The 20,939-nt window shown below is 41.5% G+C and carries 16 protein-coding genes and 1 tRNA gene; 7 read left to right on the top strand and 10 right to left on the bottom strand.

Features of this window, described 5'->3' with window-relative positions; all coding sequences use genetic code 11:
- Positions 1 to 2: 2 nt before the first annotated feature.
- From ACQY73_RS32695 to ACQY73_RS32670, 6 genes are all read left to right on the top strand, one after another.
- Entirely contained in the window at positions 3 to 947 is a 945-nt protein-coding gene (locus tag ACQY73_RS32695; RefSeq protein WP_428658556.1) for a transketolase family protein, read from the top strand.
- On the top strand, positions 947 to 2,563 hold the full coding sequence (locus ACQY73_RS32690; protein WP_428658553.1) for a hypothetical protein: 1,617 nt from the start codon (positions 947 to 949) through the stop codon (positions 2,561 to 2,563). The genes ACQY73_RS32695 and ACQY73_RS32690 overlap by 1 nt, the downstream gene beginning before the upstream one ends.
- A gap of 57 nt (positions 2,564 to 2,620) precedes the next feature.
- Positions 2,621 to 3,745, top strand: coding sequence for an acyltransferase family protein (locus ACQY73_RS32685; RefSeq protein ID WP_428658550.1), 1,125 nt, complete (start codon positions 2,621 to 2,623; stop codon positions 3,743 to 3,745).
- 144 nt (positions 3,746 to 3,889) lie between these two features.
- A complete protein-coding gene (locus tag ACQY73_RS32680; protein WP_428658547.1) occupies positions 3,890 to 4,636 on the top strand; it encodes a glycosyltransferase family 2 protein in 747 nt (248 codons plus the stop codon).
- Between the two features lie 64 nt (positions 4,637 to 4,700).
- Positions 4,701 to 7,427, top strand: a complete 2,727-nt coding sequence (locus ACQY73_RS32675; RefSeq protein ID WP_428658544.1) for a hypothetical protein — start codon at positions 4,701 to 4,703, stop codon at positions 7,425 to 7,427.
- A 46-nt stretch (positions 7,428 to 7,473) separates the two neighbouring features.
- The gene (locus tag ACQY73_RS32670) at positions 7,474 to 8,472 is read left to right on the top strand and encodes a hypothetical protein (RefSeq protein WP_428658541.1); all 999 of its coding nucleotides are present in this window, start codon (positions 7,474 to 7,476) and stop codon (positions 8,470 to 8,472) included.
- A gap of 62 nt (positions 8,473 to 8,534) precedes the next feature.
- On the opposite strand, the gene ACQY73_RS32665 is transcribed toward ACQY73_RS32670, so the two are convergent.
- The 4 genes from ACQY73_RS32665 to ACQY73_RS32650 all read right to left on the bottom strand — a co-directional run bounded on the left by ACQY73_RS32665 (position 8,535) and on the right by ACQY73_RS32650 (position 13,660).
- Positions 8,535 to 9,380, bottom strand: coding sequence for an alpha/beta fold hydrolase (locus ACQY73_RS32665; RefSeq protein ID WP_428658538.1), 846 nt, complete (start codon positions 9,378 to 9,380; stop codon positions 8,535 to 8,537).
- A 25-nt stretch (positions 9,381 to 9,405) separates the two neighbouring features.
- Positions 9,406 to 11,223 (bottom strand): PQQ-binding-like beta-propeller repeat protein, encoded by a 1,818-nt coding sequence (locus tag ACQY73_RS32660; RefSeq protein WP_428658535.1) that lies wholly within the window; start codon positions 11,221 to 11,223, stop codon positions 9,406 to 9,408.
- Between the two features lie 54 nt (positions 11,224 to 11,277).
- Positions 11,278 to 12,981 (bottom strand): serine hydrolase, encoded by a 1,704-nt coding sequence (locus ACQY73_RS32655; protein WP_428658532.1) that lies wholly within the window; start codon positions 12,979 to 12,981, stop codon positions 11,278 to 11,280.
- A gap of 163 nt (positions 12,982 to 13,144) precedes the next feature.
- The gene (locus tag ACQY73_RS32650; RefSeq protein WP_428658529.1) at positions 13,145 to 13,660 is read right to left on the bottom strand and encodes a putative immunity protein; all 516 of its coding nucleotides are present in this window, start codon (positions 13,658 to 13,660) and stop codon (positions 13,145 to 13,147) included.
- Between the two features lie 186 nt (positions 13,661 to 13,846).
- Between ACQY73_RS32650 and ACQY73_RS32645 the strand changes: the two genes are divergently transcribed.
- Positions 13,847 to 14,290, top strand: coding sequence for a hypothetical protein (locus ACQY73_RS32645; protein WP_428658526.1), 444 nt, complete (start codon positions 13,847 to 13,849; stop codon positions 14,288 to 14,290).
- Between the two features lie 238 nt (positions 14,291 to 14,528).
- On the opposite strand, the gene ACQY73_RS32640 is transcribed toward ACQY73_RS32645, so the two are convergent.
- The 6 genes from ACQY73_RS32640 to ACQY73_RS32615 all read right to left on the bottom strand — a co-directional run bounded on the left by ACQY73_RS32640 (position 14,529) and on the right by ACQY73_RS32615 (position 20,737).
- Entirely contained in the window at positions 14,529 to 15,485 is a 957-nt protein-coding gene (locus tag ACQY73_RS32640; protein WP_428658523.1) for an AlbA family DNA-binding domain-containing protein, read from the bottom strand.
- A 21-nt stretch (positions 15,486 to 15,506) separates the two neighbouring features.
- Positions 15,507 to 16,478, bottom strand: a complete 972-nt coding sequence (locus ACQY73_RS32635; RefSeq protein ID WP_428658520.1) for a hypothetical protein — start codon at positions 16,476 to 16,478, stop codon at positions 15,507 to 15,509.
- A 40-nt stretch (positions 16,479 to 16,518) separates the two neighbouring features.
- Complete coding sequence (locus ACQY73_RS32630; RefSeq protein ID WP_428658517.1) at positions 16,519 to 17,547, bottom strand: hypothetical protein; 1,029 nt, start codon at positions 17,545 to 17,547, stop codon at positions 16,519 to 16,521.
- Positions 17,548 to 17,706: 159 nt separating this feature from the next.
- Positions 17,707 to 17,781 (bottom strand) — tRNA-Val (locus tag ACQY73_RS32625).
- A 58-nt stretch (positions 17,782 to 17,839) separates the two neighbouring features.
- Positions 17,840 to 19,147 (bottom strand): MFS transporter, encoded by a 1,308-nt coding sequence (locus tag ACQY73_RS32620; protein ID WP_428658514.1) that lies wholly within the window; start codon positions 19,145 to 19,147, stop codon positions 17,840 to 17,842.
- 111 nt (positions 19,148 to 19,258) lie between these two features.
- The gene (locus ACQY73_RS32615; protein ID WP_428658511.1) at positions 19,259 to 20,737 is read right to left on the bottom strand and encodes an APC family permease; all 1,479 of its coding nucleotides are present in this window, start codon (positions 20,735 to 20,737) and stop codon (positions 19,259 to 19,261) included.
- Positions 20,738 to 20,939: the final 202 nt, after the last annotated feature.

The raw sequence follows: 20,939 nt of genomic DNA, 5'->3' as shown, positions 1-20,939 counted from the left end.
TTATGCGCAAAGAATTTTCAGCCGCTATTGAAAAATTAGCACTCGCCGATGAGTCTATTGTATTCATTACCGGCGATCTTGGATATAATGCCCTCGAAAATTTACAGGACAAACTGGGAAAACGCTTCATCAATGCCGGCGTAGCTGAGCAAAACATGGTAGGCGTTGCCGCCGGTATGGCTTATAAAGGCTATAAAGTTTTCTGTTACAGCATCGCTCCTTTTGTGGTATACCGGTGTTTAGAGCAATTTCGCAACGATGCTTGCCTCCACAATCTGCCCGTATTTTTGGTAGGCAACGGCGGCGGCTATGGCTACGGTATCATGGGCAGTACTCACCACGCCATCGAAGATTTGGCCTGTTTGAGCAGTTTGCAGAATGTAAAAACGTGGATTCCTGCATTCAGCGACGAAGTCGAACCCGTGTTAACGCAAATTGTCAAGGAAAAACGCCCGGCTTATATGCGACTTGGCGTAGGTCCTCTCACGCCCGAAGGGGCAACGCTTTCCGGTTCCCTGAAAAAAGTAATCAGCGCTCCCAATCCTTCAACCGCAATTGTAGCTTTGGGGCCTATTGCGGCCAATGTTTTAAAAGCACTTCACGAAGATGATCTAAAGAATGAGTGCAGCTTGTATACCGCACTTACCCTTCCCCTTCAACTTACCAACGAAACCATTGAAGAGTTACGGCAGGTCGAGAATATTTTGGTGGTGGAAGAACACGTAAGCATTGGTGGGCTGGGTCAACAACTTTCGCTGAAATTACTGGAGGCGGGTATTCACCCTCAACGTTTTCAATCACTTGCCGCGCTGGGTTATCCTAATGGACGATATGGAAGCCAAACGTATCACCAAACACAATCGGGATTGGATGTAAAGAACATTGTTAACGTCCTTCGCTCCTTTTCTTTGGCAGCGCTGCCGCACTCTAATCATCCTGTTTCTTGATGAACAAACGATCATTGGCATCCTTACTGGTTACGTTTGCCCTGATATTTGTGTATTATCAGCTTTGGAATCGCTATGCCATCAATATTCCAAAATGGGATGACCATGCGTTCAAAGCAACAATTCTGGATTTCGAAAAAGCGGACAGCTTCGGCGGGAAAGTCTATGAGATATATCGTCAGCACAATGAGCATCGCGTTGGATTGACGCGATTAATTGCCATTATTGATTATAAAATTTTCGGCCAAATCAATTACGAACACCTGATGTTTTTCGGAAATTTGGCCCTGCTCGTGATCTGGTGGCTGTTGACACGCTTCTTCAAACCTTTGCCCGGAGCCGTTTGGTATGCTTTACCGATTGCCACATTCTGGTTTTCGCTGGCTTTTTGGGAAAATACGTTTTGGGGAATGGCCGCCGTTCAAAATATGTGGGTAGTTGCTTGGGCAGTACTGACTTTCTGGCGATTGAGTCGAAGGGACGGATATTGGTGGTCGGCGTTACCAATGGCATTTATGGGCGTATTTACCAGCGGCAACGGCCTATTTATCCTTCCGCTTGCCTTGGGCGTCCTCTTGCTTCAAAAACGGTGGAAAACCGCCGGTATTTGGGCCGCATTCAGCCTTTTCAGCATTGCACTCTACTTTTGGGATTACAAGAGCCCGCCTACCGACCTAAGCGCTTCGGGCAGTATAACGTCGTTTATTCGGGGGTTTCTACTTTTTTGCGGTTCTCTGTTTGAAGGTCTGCCCTTTGGGAATTTTCCTTTTCAAATGCCGCTTTGGTTTGGTGCTTTATCCATCTTTGTGAGTTTAAGTATGCTCCTGTACATTTTGCGGAGTTATTGGAAGCATCATTTTGTCCTGAACGAATTTGACTATTTTTACTTAGGCGGTGTAGCATTTGCATTGGCGACGGCTTTCATGGTTACTTATTCACGAACGGGTTTAGGCTCCGATATCATGCTCATGAGTCGTTATAAGCTCTATTCCGCTTTGTTGATAAGCTTTAATATCGCTTACCTAACCCGCCTTGTCAGTCCACGGTTTCGTGAAGTTTTGACGGTTACGTTTGTAGTGGGAGCCGCTTTTTTATACGCCTGCAACCAGCATTACCATTTGTATGATGCCATTCAATTGCGTAAATATTTGGTAACCGGCAGTTTTAACTGGCGCAATGACGCCACTCCTGCCAATACTATTTATCATCCTCCAAAATTGTTTTTAGCGAATATCGCCCTTCTGAAAGACAGTGTCATGGTTGGTGGCAAACCTTGTTCAGACAATGACACGCTGTTGGAATTAAAACAACCCGAATATCGACTATACGATCTCCGCGATGGAGGTCTGTACGTGCTGTTATCAAATGAAAAGCATCAATACATCTTTCCAACCTGGCAGGCGCGTAAGCATTCGCTCCGAAATTTTGTAAACTACAACCGCTTTTTTATCAAAGGTTCAACAGCCCGCATTGAGGCCGCAGAGGTAATCCCGGGCACATATCACGTGCGCTGGCTGCATTATGATCGGAAAGGAAAATTGTATTTGGAAAACGCCGCCTGTGATGTCATGACATTTAGGGACGTTAAAAAAGAAGTCATAAAAACAAACTGGTAATACGTTAAAGAGTGATTGGCTAAAGGGAGATTTCCTTTACCGGGAGCAAGATAGATTATGTCGGCAAAAAATCAGAACAGTTATTTAATACAGCTTGATGGGTTACGATTTATTGCCGTAGCCTTAGTTCTTTGGGATCACTGGATGCCCGAACCGCACCGGTTACCCTTCGGAAAATTAGGCGTAAATCTATTTTTTGTATTGAGTGGATTTTTAATTACACGCATTTTGCTCACAAGCAAAGACAAAAATTATACTAAAACGGGCGGACTGGGTGACTATTTGAAGAAATTTTACATTCGCCGTACTCTCCGTATTTTCCCTATTTATTACCTTTCACTGATCGTGCTGTGGTTATTGCACGACCCATCTGTCCGTGGCAAAGTGTGGTGGCAGTTTTTGTACGCTTCCAATATTTATATTGTTGTCAAACAAACGTGGTTGGGCGTTACCGATCATTTCTGGTCATTGGCCGTTGAAGAACAGTTCTATATTTTCTTCCCTGTCCTGATTTTCTTTATTCCGCGCCGCTTTGTCATTCCGTTTTTTGTAGTGCTCATCGGACTCAGTGTACTGTTGCGTGCTTATTTTTTGTGGTCGGGGCAGCCTTGGTATGTATCGTACGTAACCATGCCTGCCGCGTTGGATGCTTTTGGTTTTGGGGCTTTAATGGCTTATGCTCAACTTTATAAACCGGCCGTTTTTCAAAAACTGTTTACCAATCGCCTTTATTTGTGGCTGAGTTTGGCCGCATTAGCAGTCGTCTTTGTATTAACCGGTCAGGCAACGAAAGCCGGCATTTCGCAGGACAACAATGTATATGTCAATGTTTGGGAACGCTTTTTTGCGTCCATTTTCTTTATGTTTTTGATCGGGGGCGCCATCATCGGTTACCGTGGGTGGTTCAAATGGTTTTTAGAAAACCCTGTCAGTAACTACCTGGGCAAAATCAGTTACGGCCTATATGTTTATCATAACTTCGTTTATAATCATTACCACTCCCCCGCTACGCATCCCGTAGTACGATTATTCAATAAGTTAGGGCGGAATATTGAAGGTTTTCAGGACATGCACCAATTGCGCGTTTTGATATTATTCGCGCTGACCGTTGTGGTAGCTACTGCATCGTGGTACCTGATCGAGAAGCCCATCAATAACCTGAAAGACAAATATGCGCCCTAGAATTACGATAAAATGATTGCCATTAAATAAACCTTACGGGTTCAAAGTAGGCTAAACGCCAATTTTTGAGTAGTTTTGCCGAGTTTTTAACAACTGGAATTGAAGACTTCCATAAACAGATAACAACAATTAACAATTCTCCTAATGAGTTTATATTTTTCGATTGTAATGCCTGCATATAATGAAGAAGAATGTATTGAGCAGGTAGTAACTATGTGGACGTCCTTCCTAAAAAATACTTTCCCCGGCAAAGAAACCAAACTTATTGTTATCAACGATGGCTCTAAAGACGGTACTAAAGCAATATTAGACCGCATTTCTCCCGGCATTGACAATTTACTGGTAGTACATCAACCCAACGGCGGGCACGGTAATGCCGCTGTAAACGGCTATAAAAAAGCCGCCGAACTTAATGCTGAATGGGTATTCCAAACCGATAGTGACGACCAATTTGTGACCGAAGATGTGATGAAATTGTGGGAGAAACGCAATGAGTCCAATTTCATCATGGGGTATCGCCAAATACGTTACGATGCGCCTGCCCGATTGGTCATTACGCGAATTCTGAAGTATACTATTTTCTTTGCTTACGGTACGTTCATCAACGACGCAAACATTCCGTTCCGCCTTATTAAGGGAAGTTACCTAAAGAAACTATTAGCTCAACTTCCTAATCCTGAGCCTTTTGCTCCCAATATTTTTCTGGCAGTAATGGCTAAAAAGGCAGGGCAAAACACATTTGATATTCCTATCACGCACAAAGAACGCCTGACCGGAACCGTTTCTATTTTGCGTTGGAAACTGCTGAAAGTGTGTATTCAAAGTTTTAAAGAATTGCTTCGTTTTCGCTTGGAATTAAACGGAAAAGTAAAAGCAATCAAGGCAGCTTAAAGGCGTCAGTAATTCATAGTCAACGATTTACACAATCTATGAATTACTGACTATGATCTAACCTATGAAAAGAAGAGGGCTAATTGTTGGTATTGCTCTGATCATGTTGCTGGCCGGATGGTGGGGCTTTCAGCGTTGGCAAATGTATTCGGCATCCGTTTGGAAGTTACTACCCGAAAACGCCTTTTTCCTGATTCAAAGTCAGCGCCTACAGGACAGCACCTACAAAGTTCAGAAGGGAGGCATCGAAATGCGTGAAGTGCCGCTCTTAAACCTTGCATCTCGACAGGCAGATTTGTTTCGGCTTTTGAGCGATGATAAGGCTCGGGTCGATAAAGTTCTGAAAGGTCAGACCATGACCTATGTACTCCAAAAAGCCTCGGGCGGGCGATTCACCTACCTTGTTTTTTTGCCGTTGGAAGCCTTCCAAAGTTATGCATGGTTGGAAGCACCTACCTCTAAGAACGTTCGGGTTACGTCCCATATTCACAGCGGCCAAAAAATATACGACGTCACAAATTCTCATTCAGAGCCTTTGTTTGCTTACACGTTCTTCAATAATTTTTTGGTTTCCTGCGTTTCAGGTGATGTTTTGGAAGATTGGGTCCGATTTGCCCAAAGTCCGCTCAGAACAACCAATACCAGCCGCTTTGAAAGCATCAAACAGGAAGGAAGCGAACTAAGTATTTATCTGGACAATTTAGTGCTTTCGGAGGCCATTCGGCGGGAAGCTTCTGCCAGTCCTGACGCGGGTTTGTTGTATTTTCTATCCTTTTTGCCAAGTACTGAAGGATTGCATTTGGATAAATTTTTCTCAACAAAAAATTCTACCCTTACTTCAAAAGGCAAAAAAATAAAATTGGAAGGGTATGTTGAGGCATTAAATGACCAAAAAGCAAGTCCTCTCAAAAATACTTTTTTTATCCCAAATACCACCGCGATAATGTATCGGTTGGGTTTTGATAATTCAGACAATTTTGTCAAAAAATTACGCCCTCAGTTAGAACAGCTTTCAACCGATTCCGTAAATCAATCCCGTAAGCAACTTCTTAGCTTACTTGGTAATGCTCGACTGGATACTTTCTACAAAAGTTTCAATAAGGAACTGATGCTATGCCAGTTGGAGCCTAACAATTCGCTCACCAAAGGGCAGATCATCTTGCAGCAGGTCCAACCTAAGAATGGTTTGGAGTCTTTTTTCAGACGTTTATCGGTTCTTTTTAATAAAAATACAGGTCTACCATTTGAGCCTTTTCAGGGAGGCTATGTGTATACCATCAATTGGCACGAATTGCCGGCGGTTCTTTTCGGCGGGCTTTTTAAGGGCTTTCCCAAATGTTATGTGGCATTCCACAAAAATTTTGTAGTGTATGCCAATGATTCACAGGTACTTAAAGATTATCTTATTGATCTGGAATACCAACGGACGTGGGCCAATTCAGCACTGTATAATACATTTTTAGAAAAAACCCTCGGCGCTTCCAATTTCACCTTTATCATCAATCCGCGCAAAAGCAAAGATTACATGGGCACGGGATTCATGAATTATTTATTCAATAATCTCAATTATGATATTACCGAAAAATTGCCTTTTGACCAATTGGTTTTTCAATCTGCCTACAAAAACGGAAAGGCGTATTCGTCACTCACGCTTGGCCGGTTAAACAAAGCCTCGAGCGCCAAAACCCTCAATAAAGTATTTCTTCAACAGGAAAAACCCTTTGAACCTGCCCCGGTGGGAGGAATTTATCTCGTGCGCAATTACCCAAGCAGCCTTGACAAGATCATCGTTGTTACACCTTCCCGCGAATTGTTAAATCCTTTCGTTGAAGAAAATAAACGAAAGATCACTCAATTGGATGCCCCGATCGTCGGCGATATTTACTCCGTCGATTTTTTGAGTATCGGACGTTTGCAATACGTATTTGCTACGCAGAAAAGCCTCTATGTCATTGATGAAGATGACCGACAACGCTATTTGGTTTTGCCACCGATCCACCTTCCTGCCGGCCGTACCATTCGCAGTTTTCAGCGCCTGGAAAGTGGCATTGAAGGTAGTTTCCGCTTTTTAGTGATTGATACAGAAGGGTTTTTGTATCTGTGGAACAGCCCCAATCAGTCGCCGGTCGTGCTGAATCGTTCACGCCCGTTTGTAGATCTCTTGCTCCCGATCAATGAAGTGGAATATTTAGGAAAACGCCATTTCTTATTTACCCAGGCAACAGGCGAGATAGGTTTGATCAGCGAGTCGGGCGTGATTCCATCACCGTACAAATTGGAATTAAAGACCAATTTTATGGGACCGTTCTTTGGAATATTTACTCCCGAAAACGCAACGACCAATTTGATCGGCGTCAGCAAGTACGGCGAACTTTTTGAAGTAACCTTGGGTGGAAAAATCATGCGGAAAGTTCAGTTGTTCCGCTCAGATCCTACTTCCTTCTTCCGCGCTCGTGCCGCCACCAATAACCGCGATTGGATATTGTTCAGAGAATCTGAAACACAATTTGCCATCTTGGATAAAAAAGGCAAAGAACTGTTTTCCGCGCAAGGGCTCATTCCTTACCGAAACGATGTGCAATATCATTTCTTAGGCTCGGAAGTTAAGTTCTTAAGCGTAAAATCGGGTAACTTTACAACCCTCTATGATCTAAACGGTAATCAGATCGGCGACAAGCCCATTCCAAGCGATATTCCGATTCGAATAAATTTGGTTGAAGGGTATAATAAGCTGCTGATCCACAGTTATGCCAACAAAAAATTACAAACCTGGTCGTTGAAAATCAGGTAAAAGTGGAAGGGTTAAAGTGCAAGGATAGCTTTCCTTTTTCAGATAGATGAAAAAAATCATTAAATACTTCTGTCTCGCTTTGTTTTCGCTTCTTTGGGTCATTGGCTGCAATCCGACTCTGAGCCGCGAGGCATTGGAGTTGGGCCTAACCAAAGACTCTTATCGCTACGGTGACCTGTACCGACTTTCCAATTTAGCGCAGTTTAAACAACTGACCCAAGCCTGTCCTAAAAAATTCGCCGGCAACACCCCAAAAAACAACATCGCTCTTTACATCATCGGTGACAGTTTCAGCGAAAAACAGCGGATTGATAAGAATGATTTTGGCGTTGAAAGTTACCTCCGTACGCATTGGGCCGATTCATTGGAGACGCCATTGGACACCGCCAAACGAAATATATTGATCCTCGAAACGGTAGAAAGGCATTTCCGCGAGCATTTTGCAGAACCTGTAAGAACGTTAAAAATACGTTCGTCTTCTGTCCAAAATCAGCAAACAGCTTCGGGCGATGAATCCAAGAGCTGGGAAAAAATACTTAAAGACAGCGAACAGGCACTTACTGATTTTCTATTCTCCGATAATTTTTTCCTGCAATTAAAAGAATGGAAAGCGGCGCTTAATTTGTATTGGTTTGGCCGCCATAATGATCAGGTTGCCCTTTCGCCTGATGGTAAAAACATTCTTTTTTGTTGGGATACTGACTCTACCCGCATTACTTCCTGCTTTAATCCTCTGCCTGATAACGAGCTTTCCAAACTCATAAAAGGCGTTAATGAGGCAAAAGACCATTATCGTTCTCTGGGTTTTGATGAAGTGTATTTGGCCATTATTCCCAACAAAACAACCGTCGTAGCCCGCGAAATGGGCACCTATAACCATTTGGTAGAACGTGTGCAAAATCATTCGGCGCTTCAGGTTCCTATTATCAATGTTTGGTCGCTTTTCAACCAACATGCCGACGAAGTATACGCTCGCAGCGATACGCACTGGAGTTGCTACGGGCAGGGAATTTGGGTAGAAAAAGTGAATGAGATACTGAAATAAGTAAAATAGACTTTCCAAGTTTTCAACCTAGTTAATTAAACTCAAACTTGGCAAGTCTAAGCTTAATTAAGTCTTTCTTTTCCTTCAATCTTTCGGTAGGGTTTTCTGAAAAACGAACGAACTGTTTCGTTAAATTCATCTTTATAATACACAAGGGTAGAATGGCCTGAGTTGGGTAAAATCCACAGATAAGATTTTGGAATGGCTTTCGCGATCAACAGCGTATGTTCGGGTAAAATTACGTCATGATCTCCGCCAATGACCAACGTTGGGCATTGAACAGCGCGCAATTGTTTGAGCGTGATATGAGGTTGAAAGATCATCAAACCCAACAACTTGGATTGATTTTTCACTTCGGCGGTGACCGGTTTTTTCTTTGAATCGTTGTACCCATCCACGATCCATTGGTAGGTAAAAGGATCCAAAGCGGTCGTGTCCGGCCAAAGATTTGTTCCTGTGATTGCCAATTTTCTCACTTTCTTCGGATGCCGCATCGCCAATAAAACGCCGTTTATTCCTCCGTCGCTCCATCCGATCACATCACAGGAATCAAGTTTCAACGCAGTAAGCAACGCATTCATATCATCAGCCATCATTTCATAACTTAACGAATCACCGGCATCAATGGATTTACCCTGCGCCCGGCTGTCAGGTACGATGACTTTGTATGATTTGGAAAAATAATCAATTTGGTTGGCAAAATCGCGGATAGACCCGCCATTGCCGTGGATCATCAGTAAAGGTTTCCCTTTTCCATACACTTCATAATACATTTTAAATCCTCTGATGTCGGCATAACGCCCGACGGATTTATTATTGCCAAAAGCAGGTGTTTTGCCAACCTGTCCTTTAGCATACATTGAGAAACAACACAAAACCACAATGAAACAGTACGCAAATATCTTCATAGAAACATCTATTATAAGTTACCTTTTAAGGCGGGGTTAGTTCAAAAGCGATCAGCACATTACCCGCCATTTCTCCAAACATGCCATAGCCGGAATTGACAAACAACATATTCCCGGCGGCCACGGGCGAAGGCCCGTCGATCGCCCCTCCCACTCCTTTGATTCCGTTGCTGCTCTCATACTCCTTTGCTGTATCGTATTGCCACACAATCGTTCCTTTTTGAGTATCATACGCACGAATGGTTCCCTCCAACGAACCGGCAAAAACCAACCCCGGAACAACCAACGGTGCCGCCGAATTGGACACAATACACCCTTTTTTGCCGGCACAGGAGGGGGTGGGTTGATACCAAGCCACTTTACCGTCTGCCAAATCAAGCGCATATATTCCGGGCGTAGCTTTAAGCGATTTATCTCGCGGGTCAATGGCGTAGATGTTGTCGGAGTTGGCCGCGTATACGTATTTTCCGTCTGTGGCCATTCCCCAATGAATACCGCCGAGAAAACCTCCTTTCCCGATGCGGGTTTGCCATAAAATTTTACCGGTCGCCGGATCGAGTGCATGTACTACTCCTGATTTCTGACCGGCAACCAGCATATCTTTTCCTCCGTAGTTAACCAACAAAGGAGCCATTCCGAAATCAAAGTCAGGCCCTGACTTTTCGGGACAGTTGGGTTCTCCCGGACACGCCAGGTTCCATGCATCGTTAGGCGTCGCCTGAAAACTCCATGCTAATTTTCCCGTTTTTAACTCAATGGCCTGAATGGCATCGCTTGTGGTGGAAGGCGGATCTGTATAATTTTCTCCCGTTCCGATGTAAACGAATCCGCGTTTTTCGTCAATGGTGGGACTGCACCAAACGGGCGCACCCGAGGGGCCGTAAAATGGCTCACCGTTTTTCTTTTTCCCCTGAACAGTAGCCGCTTGGGAAACAACCCGGTGCCGCCAAAGAAAATCTCCGGTATTCACATTCAAAGCTACCACTTCGCCCGAAGAGGTACAACAGGCATAATTGGGGTCTTTCGTAGAATTGATCTCTCCTGAAGTCAGCGGAATAATTATTCTATCCTGATGCACCACCACCGAACCCGTAACCGCCGACAGCGGATGCTCACCGGCGCGTTTTTTCCACATCAATTTACCCGTTTTGGCATCAAGCGCATATACATTCGTGGCAAAATCAGCAAAATAGATACCAAGTCCTTTCCGCGAGTTATACACATAGATCGCTCCCCGAATGGCGGCATCTCCCTTAAACTGCCAACCGATCTTACCCGTTTTTTGATGAATGGCATATACCTCTCCAAATTGACTGCCTACGATCAGCCATTCTCCCACAACGGCAGGCTTACTTCTGACAATAGTAGCTTCAGGAAAGGCAAATGTCCATTTTACTTTAAGATTAGCCACATTGTCGGGCGTGATTTGAGTAGTGGCTGTAAAGCCAGTTCCGGCCGGATTTCCTCCCCAACCCGAAAAATAAGCAACATTTTTGGGCAATGAGAAAGTCGTAAATGCCTCTTTCGGCAAATTCGTTTCCTGAAAGGTTCGGTCGGTCAGCCATTGAGCAATGGCCTTGCATTGGTCGTCCGAAAGTGTTTCAGCCTGCTGCCGCATTTTACCCGTTTTGAGGGCCGAATAAATGGCGCGGGGTGTCATACCGGATAAAAGCAATTTACTTGGTGCTTTGGAACCAACCACATCCGTATGACAACCTTGACACGTAGCCAAATAAGTTTTCTCACCCAACTGCTTGGTTAAATCGTTGGGTTTTTGGGTTATTCCGTAACTTACTTTGAGCAAAAACAAAGTTACAAAAGAGAAACGAACTGCTTTTTTCATTGACCGGGTATCGGGTTAAGGTATTTCTTGAAACAACAACTGCGTCTTGGTAAGTTATTCTCCAAAATCTGCCGGTAATCGTTTGAATCTAAGATTACGAACACGTCCGTTGGAAACTTTTAACCCGATAATGGTATTGCTTGCATCCCGCACCATTTCGATGGATTGAAAAAACCACCACGGTACCTGCAGCTTATTTTTTGATAACGGTTTCAATGTAGTTTCGCCATGATGAATATGTACCAACTTCAATTGATCACTGTCAATTTTGATCGTATAAAATGTCTCCAATTCAGGACTGTAATACTTTCCTGCATATTCTTTTAGTTCTTCAGCAGTAAGAGAAAAAGGAGCAACTCGATGTGCGGTTTTATTCCCGTTTTGATGCAGGGTGAGTTTGTCTACTTTCCCATCTTTTGAGCGGTGAAACGTTACCTGCGCGTCTACTATCTTCAGAAAAAAGGTAGAATCGGAGTACGGGAAAACTTCCGCAGGCCCCTGTCCGGTAGCCTGTGTTATAAAACGATTCCCTTCGCGTTTGAACGACAGTACAAATCCCGGAACCAATTCATAATCACCCACATAGGCATCCAAAAGCGCAGGGTCTATTTTTTGCTCCTTAAATCGACTTGCCGCTTCCGGCGCTTTTACCGGCGATGCTTCTTTGATAAGACCTCCCATATACACCTGAGCCACATCAAACGCTTTACCCACCGGATTGAATTCTGCCGCATTACTGAACACAATGAATCCATAGTCTTCTTTTGGAAAATAGCACACATACGACCGAAAGCCTGCATCTCCACCGCTATGTCCGTAATACGCAAGTCCTTTGTATTTGCCGTGATCCAACGCAAAAGCATACGAAATGGTATCGCCTTTATTCAACCGCCCGCGCTCCAACATTTGCTTCATAGTAGCCTGATCTCCTACCGTTTGCGTCCGGAAGTTACCGATCCAATGCGCCATATCCTCCACCGTGGTAAACAAACTGGTCGCTCCGGCATTGGCATAACTCAATACATCCTTTTTGTAGGGTTGAGCACTCAGATCGGATGTTTTATAGAAAGAGTACGCACGCCCTTTCACTATGCGTTGATGGTCATCATAAAACAACGTGCTTTCCATTTTCAATGGCTCGAAAATATTCTTTTTCATCCAATCAGGAAAAGGTTGCTTACTTACCCGCGCCACAATCTCCGCAAGCAGCGTATAACCTGTATTACTATACGTGTATTCCGCACCCGGCAAAAAATTCAATTCGCGCTGACGTTTCACCACGTTCAGAATATTCTCTTTGGTAATAACATCTTCCATTTGCCAACCCGCCATTACCAGTAAATTCCATTGATCACGCAGTCCGCTCGTGTGGTGCAGGAGGTGCCGAATAGTGATTTTATGGCCAAAATCGGCCAACTCAGGAATGTATTTCCGGACTTCATCGTCCAACGACAATTTGCCCTGCTGTGCCAACAGCGTAATAGCATAAGCCGTAAACTGCTTAGAAACAGAGGCTACGTGAAAAATCGTTTTAGGCGTAATGGGCGCGCCCGTCTCCACATCGGCTTCGCCAAATCCTTTCGCATAGATAAGTTTCCCCTGATATACCACTCCTACTGCCGCTCCGGGCGTACCCGGCTTATTCCAAGCCGCAAAAATGGAATCAATTTTAGCCGCAGTTTTTGCTGACTGTGACTGTGCTGACAAAAAGAAGGTGCAATGGCACAAAAGCAATAACAAAACGATAAAGTTTTTCATGGCGTATGGAAGGAAAAGGGTTAAATAGAAAAGCACATTTGCAATTTATTGAAAATTTCGGAGAAAGTTTTCAATGGCTTTTTTGCCTGTTAAAAGTCATTAATAAGACAATGTAAGTATTCCTTTTTTATACAAGCCTTAATTAGTTATTGGAAGTATCCTGTCAACAATCGAATACAAACCAACAGAGGTGATTTCTTAATCTTTGATCGTCAAGTACAAGTTCACGAATAGCGTCCGGAAGTTGGCTCCGTTGCCGGTGGCATTCTTTTCGCCCCATTGTATCCTTCTCATTTTCTTCAACGGATTCCATTACAGCTCTGATTGCGTAGGCCGCTGCCCCAAGTTCATGTGCTGCAACGTGCGCCACCGCCACTGCCTGTCCGGCAGCCAATGCAGCAAACCCGGCAGCATCAGGCATTCCTTTTGCCGCAGCATTAGCCGCAAAAGCAGCCTTGTGGGCTTCTTTCATTGTTATCTCTCCTTTTACCCATGCCCGTGTCAATGCTATTGCCTGCCTTGGTCGCTTGTCGCCGGAATTGACTTGCTCAAACAGGTGCAGTACGTGCTCTGCACAATCAGCAGCCCATAATGCAAGTAAATGATGAGTCGAATCGGTTAACGTTCCACCACGTCTTATAGTTATAAATCTTGGGTCTCTTTCTTTCGGTAATATCATTGTCCGGTCAGTTATTTTATTGCCTTGAATCAGCCTGTAAAGAAAGCTACTTTCGTTATCAGCTATCAAAGTTGAACAATAAAAGCAAAGCAAGAAGGAGTATATACTATTTTCAAGCAACTTGCCCCATAATATTCAGTGTGTCGTTTTTGATTGTATTAACCGTTTCGGTAAAAATAGCGCTATATGAAACATTTATTATTGATCGCAACTATACTCTTTTTGCTGTGTTGCAAGGGAGAGCAACCAATTACTCCTGCTACGATTACGTCCCTTGAATATGGAATGGAATTCGGTTTTTCAGGCGCCAGGGTCAAAATTATAGTGTATCCTGAAAAACAAATAGCTGTGCCTGATATGCGTCCCGGCCAAACATGTGAAATTGCCGTTTCCCCCACAGAATGGAATGAATTAACTTCACTTTTTGACGAAGCAGCGTTCAAAAAAGTGAAGGTTGGCGAAGAGCGTATCTGTCCGGATGCAGGTTCTGAATGGATCATTGCCCGTTCATCACAGCGTGAAATTCAGGCGGTTTGGGGTGGCTGTACGGGTGGAGACTCCAAGCCTATCCAACCTCTGGTCAATGCTTTACAAAAACGCAGGCAGCTTATGCTATCGACTTGTATGTAATGTATCTCTTTTTAATTAATTGTTGAATTTTAGGGATACTTACATACGCGCACGCGCATTATACACGTACGCGTATGGAGAGCAGAAACAGCCGCAAAAAAGAGGGCAGAAAAAGGGGCAGAAATGCCCTTTTTTCGTTGTTTTGGTACTTGTGCTTTGGAGTCAATCAGCAAAATAATGGGCAGAAATTAAGGTTGATTGCTTTTATAAAATCAATTCATACTACTTCCGTTTCATACTACTTCCGTTCATCAAGCCTTTTATTAAATATTTCCTTAATTCCATTTAAAACCTCTTTCAATTCATATTCCGCACTTGATTCTCCCTTCGTATATAGCAACCGGAGTTCTAATTTCGTAGTTGTTAATATATCCACTAATTTATCAACGGGTACTAAAAGTATAAAACGAAGCACAGTCAACACCTCATCAGGGAAAATAGGTGAAGTACCTGTAGCTGATATTTTTGCTACATTTTCATCCATTCTCGTATAATCATAGTTTGTTTTACGATGGTCCCATTCAACACTTAAATCTTTACCAAAAGGTTTCAAGTACGCATTAACTTTATACATTGATTCTAAAGCATCACCGTCATTACATATTTTTACTTCAATTCTGATTCTTGCTACTTTGTCTCTAACTATATCTTCTACCCTATTATGGTCCAACAAAGTATCCCAACTATGAATAGATAACTTAGGCCGAACCGTTCTTCCATAAAGCTGCCTGATTTCGTATTCTTCCATTGGTAAAGATTCAAAATTAAATCGCTTATAGAATTTATTTGTTCTACTAATATGAGGGGCTTCGAAACTACTAGGAATTTTCACAATATAAATAGTATGCTCAATACTCCCGTTTTGACGTAAAGGATGTATTTCTACATTAGGGATGCGGCGTTGTATTGATGAGTTTATAACATGCTCAAGCCATTCTTTTGAATATTCATTCCCATCTACAAAGTTAATATCAGCAGCTTTATGGTTAAATTCTTTAATACCATAAATAATTATTCCTCCATCCGAGTTGGCAAAAGCAGATACATCTTTTGAGATTTCATTTTTACATGAATCAGTTTTTCCTAATGATGCTGCACTTTTAAACTCTAGATAAATTGATTCTTCTACCTCATTATCTATTATTATTTTAATATCTTCAAAAGTGTAACTCTCTTTTTCATAAAAACTTCTCATAATATCATCTTTTAAAAATAATTAATCTATATAATTTATTGCCTTGAAATATTCATTACTTGAATATACCTGCGCTCTTCTATTGGACTTCTCGTAAGCGCCAATAATTCCAATTTCATTAGTTACAAGTATTGCATTTGCTAAAACAGTGTCAAATATTATTTCATTATCAATCATTGAGTTCCATCTTTTACTTTTATCATTCGTCAATATTTTTTGATTATCTTGAGTTAATCCACTTGCAATACCTAAGTAAAATTTTCTAATAAACTCAATTGAAGGTTTTATTGTCTCCTTAAAAATATCAAAAGCATTTACTGGCAATTGACAATCAATCGAGGTCTTATCAATAACTTCATCTAAAGCCTGAAAATAGGCTCTAGTAATAAAGTCATCAAATTCTACACCATTTAATAACTTAAAATATTTCTCCCTAAGTAGTATATCATTTCTTAAACTATTTATTAAGTCTGGGATTGATTCAATATTGAAGTTATCAAGCAATTCTACTCCCATTTCACTAATAATAATTTTTCTATAACTTTCAAACAGCTCTTGTATTTCATCAAAACACCCAGAAAGTGAATCCAAGATGCTTTTTTGTTTTAATTCGTGTAATGCTTTAATAAGTAATATTATATCCTTCTGAAAATTAGTATCAGCTATTCCATAACCTTGACCCCAAAATTGATAAATAGCATCTAATTTAAAAGGAATAGTAAAAATCTGAACTTTAAACTGATGATTCTGACTCTTCAAACTACAATGCAAATATTGTGCTCTTATAGCTTTCTTACAAGAATAAAAGTCTCTTCCTTTTTCGTCTTTTAGGTGCTTCAATAACTCGCAAGACACATGTACACTCAAATAAGGCAAAAAGCCATGTTCGAATTCTAATTTTTTTAATTTTAAAATCGCCAATTCTACCTCATTATAATTTTTATTCCTTACAAATTCTCTATAAAAATTTGTATCAAATACTACCTTTATCATACATTATTCTAAAATAAATATTAATAACTTTGAAGTGAAACTAAAAATTCAAGTCAAGTTTAAAGTTGGTATTTATAAAAACACCGTCTTCTATTTCTGCATCTATTCCTAATATATCCTTTGTTTCTTGGTCAAAGAAATCAGCTCTAGGGATAATTTTTACTTTTTCAATTAAATTTCGGGTACACCAATCAGTAGCCTTTAAATCAGTCATCAAAAAATAAAAAGTTGTAGTTACTGGGTATCCATCGAATTCGCCATCTACTTGATTAAGCAAGATAAGTTCGCTAAATTCACCCTTTGTATTATTAAATACCTCTCTAAAGCTATCTTCTTTGCTAAGTTCTTCAATTTTGTTTTTTTTAAAAAAACAAATTTTGCAACTTCCATAGCCAATCTCTTTTAAATCATACTTTGTATTATGCAATAAATAAAGAATACTAAGCATAATCTTATTTGATTGACTCTTAAACTTAGCTTCAGAAAATACCAAAGCGTTTCTTCTCATTGTGTCCGTTATAGCGTCTAAAATTTCAGACTGTTTATAGATTGGCGGATAATTAAGAAATTTTATTAAGTATAAAATTCCATTTATAAAACCTGCTTTATTTTTTGTAGAATCTAGTGCTATTAAATCAATTAAGTATTCATCACTATTTATAGAGTTTTTAATATATACTTTTATATACTTTCGAAACTCTTCTTTACTAAATTTAAATGTGTCTTTAAAATATTGGTTATCAACTTTTTTTAACTGATATTCAATCAATTTTACTATATAAATTGGAAATGGGTTGTTAACAGAAAATTTAGGATTATCTTTCTTATAAGTAAAATGGTATTTAAATAAAAAATAAGACAGCTCTAAAGCTTCATGAGTCAATCCTCTGTCTCTTACATCATTATGCGCTACAAAATGTGATATTTCAATAAAAATACTGTTGTCTCCCGCAAATGCGCGTAGTTTCATCAATAAATTATCAATATCATTTTCATCAAAATCTCCAAGTTCGATTTTTGATATAACTTTTTGCAATTTAATTCTTTCACCTTCTTCTATTTTTTTCATGTCTATCTACTTTAAATTTCTCCAAGTTTAAGTAATCTGCTATATAGAATAGTATCAAATAAAGAAGTTTAGGGCAGAAAATATAGTTACTTTTTTAGGTACAAAATCAGCAAAATGCCAACAAAAAACCCTCAAATTAGCCTAATTTGAGGGTTTTTGTAGGACCTAACGGGCTCGAACCGATGACCTCTGCCCTGTCAAGGCAGCGCTCTGAACCAACTGAGCTAAGATCCTGTTTTTGCGCTGCTAAAGTGAGGATACCTCCTTTAACAGGAGCGCAAATATACTAACTTTAGGAAGTAGTCAAAGGAGTACGGTAAATTTTTTGCGAAGGAATTCGGCGTAAAATCAACAGCCCGATCACAAAAATCACCGCTAAAAACAAAATACTGTTTCGCATTCCGGAAAACTGAGTGATCACCCCAAAAATGGTCGTCCCTAAAAACGTCGAGAATTTATCACACACGTCATAAAAGCTGAAATAAGATGCTGTATCAGGGGTATTTTCGGGTAAAAATTTTGCATACGTTGAGCGTGAAAGCGACTGAACACCTCCCATTACAAACCCGATCCCGGCCGCCAAGCCATAAAATTGAGCTTCGGTATTGACAAAATAGGCCGCGACACATACCCCGATCCAAATCACTAAAATAGCGGAAATAGTGCTCGTATTTCCCCATTTCCCGGAAAGCAGTGCCGCACAATACGCTCCTACAATCGCCAAGATCTGCAACAATAAAATGGTCACGATCAGGGCATTGTCGGGTAAATGCAACTCGTTGCTTCCAAAGATCGTTCCGATGTACATAACGGTTTGTACACCCATATTGTAAAAAAAGAACGCCACCAAAAAACGCTTGGTAATGGGCAGATGATTCAGTTCTCCCAATACTTTTCTGAGTTCGCGAAAGCCGTTCCATATCCACCCGCCCTCTCTTTTTGCGCCCGAAGCAGTGCCATTCGGCAAGTAATAAAAGGGAATTTGGGCAAAACCGATCCACCATATAGCCACGGTTACAAAAGAAATTCGGCAGGCAGTTCCTGAGTCAATGCCTCCGTACCATTCCGGCTTGATCAACATGGTAAGGTTGAAAACCAACAGCAATACGCTCCCCAAATATCCCATCGTAAATCCACGGGCTGATAATTTATCGTAGCGATCTTCCGTGGCAATCTCTGGTAAGTAAGCATTATAAAACACAATACTTCCGGACCATCCGATCAGCGAAATGGAAAAGGCAAGTACACCTAATACAAGATTTTCGCGGTCAAAGAAATAAAGCAGCAAACACGACAATGACCCCAGATAAACGAAAAACTGCATAAAGCGTTTTTTGCTTCCGCTAAAGTCCGCGATGGCCCCTAAAATGGGATTCACCAGAGCAATAAACAGGAAAGCAAAAGAAACCGCAAATGAAAACAAGGCTGAGTTGTTGACGGTCATTCCTAAGAAATCCACATCGGGTCCGCCCTGCGCATTGACTGCGGTATTGCTGAAATAAATGGGAAAAATGGCCGAAACAATGACAAGTGAATGTACAGAATTGGCCCAATCGTACATACACCAGGCGTTGAGAATGGAGGGTTTATTCTTTTGCATGATTTCAAACGTTGGTTTTTAGTTAACAAGGCAAAAGGTTGCCCTATCTGACTCAACATTGCTTAAACTGAGCATCCGTTAAGCGTTTTGAATGTATAAAATTGCCGGTTCTTACGCCTTATCAGCCGTTCCCGATTTTTTTGTAAAATAATAAACAGGAACACCCACTGCCACGATCAATAGTCCCATGCCGGTATCGAATCGGGTATTGGCGTCGCTTAATAAGATCAAACAAATCCCTAAGGTAACTACAATATAAAAAATAGGGACAAAGGGATAGCCAACGGCTTTATACGGCCGCTCAGTATTGGGTTCACGACGGCGTAATACAAAAATCCCGGCAATGGTAACCATGTAAAAAATCAATGAGCCAAAGGTACAGTAATTAAGCAATTGGTTATAACTCCCTGACAAACAAAGCAATGAAGCCCATATACACTGTACCCAAAGCGCCTTGCCGGGGACCGATTTTTCATTCAATGTAGAAGCTTGCTTCAGAAACAGTCCATCCTGAGCCATGGCATAATACAAACGTGCTCCCGCCAGAATAAGCCCATTGATACACCCAAACGTTGAGATCATGATCAATACCGCCATAATTCCCACCGAAGAACTTCCGAAAATGACCGACATGGCGGCGGTAGCAACACGGTCTGTAGGATATTCGGCAAACTGTATACCCTGCGCCATTACGTCGGCACCTGTACTTGAACCCTTTAAGGGTAAGATGGCTAAATAAGCGATATTGGCTAAAATATAAAGTATTGTCACAATGAGCGTCCCTAAAAAAAGGCTAAGTGGAATATTTTTCTTAGGATTTTTGATCTCAGCAGCAATAAACGTCACATTGTTCCAGGCATCGGAAGAGAAAAGTGACCCGATCATCGCGACCCCTAATGCAGTGATAAGCGCCATTCCCGAAAGCACAGTTATCTCTCCAGTTTCCTTGGAAACGCGGCTCGCATCCCATGCGTTCTCAAAATTTTGCCCTAAAACCCCACTTTGAAGTCCATAACCTATGCCGATTAAGATCAACCCAAACAACGCCACTAATTTTGTGGAAGTAAAGATATTCTGAATGAGCTTTCCGGCGTTCACTCCTCTTGTATTAATATAGGTAAGAAGAATAATACAGGCAATTGCGTAGAAAGTACCTCCATACACATTGATCGGTCCCAGATTAAACAGGACATTCTCGGCATTTTGAAAATTGAGTTTGGGAAAGAAAACCGCCGAATACTTGGTAAATGCAACGGCAACGGCGGCAATGGTGCCGGTCTGAATTACGGTAAATACGGTCCAACCATAAACAAAACTGGTAAGCGGCCCGAAAGCGCGCTGAATATAAATGTATTGGCCGCCTGCTTTGGGCATCATCCCGGCAAGCTCGCCATAGCTTAATGCCGCCGCCACCGTGACGACCCCGGTCAGTACCCAAGCTACCAACAGCCAACCGGTAGAACCTAAAATACGCGCCATATCGGCACTGACAATAAAAATCCCCGAGCCTATCATTGCCCCGGAAACGAGCATTGTGGCATCAAGTAAGCCAAGTGATTGTTTAAAATGTGTAGTCGAAGGATTGGACATAGGGTGCGAAAAGGTTAGGTTAAATGACAAATATAAATGAACCGTTAAGTAAAATAAAGCAATATTTTTTCGATACTATTAATATGTTCACTATTTTTGACCACGATTTTAATGGATTCAGACTTTCTCAGAAATAATATGCCTTTTTATTTGGCAGTATTTCATCATTAATACCTACTTTAAATCTAGACTCCGCACAAGT

This window comes from Runella sp., from assembly GCF_965279615.1.
In the GTDB taxonomy this organism is placed as follows: domain Bacteria; phylum Bacteroidota; class Bacteroidia; order Cytophagales; family Spirosomataceae; genus Runella.
This window is presented reverse-complemented; position numbering and strand designations above follow the sequence as displayed.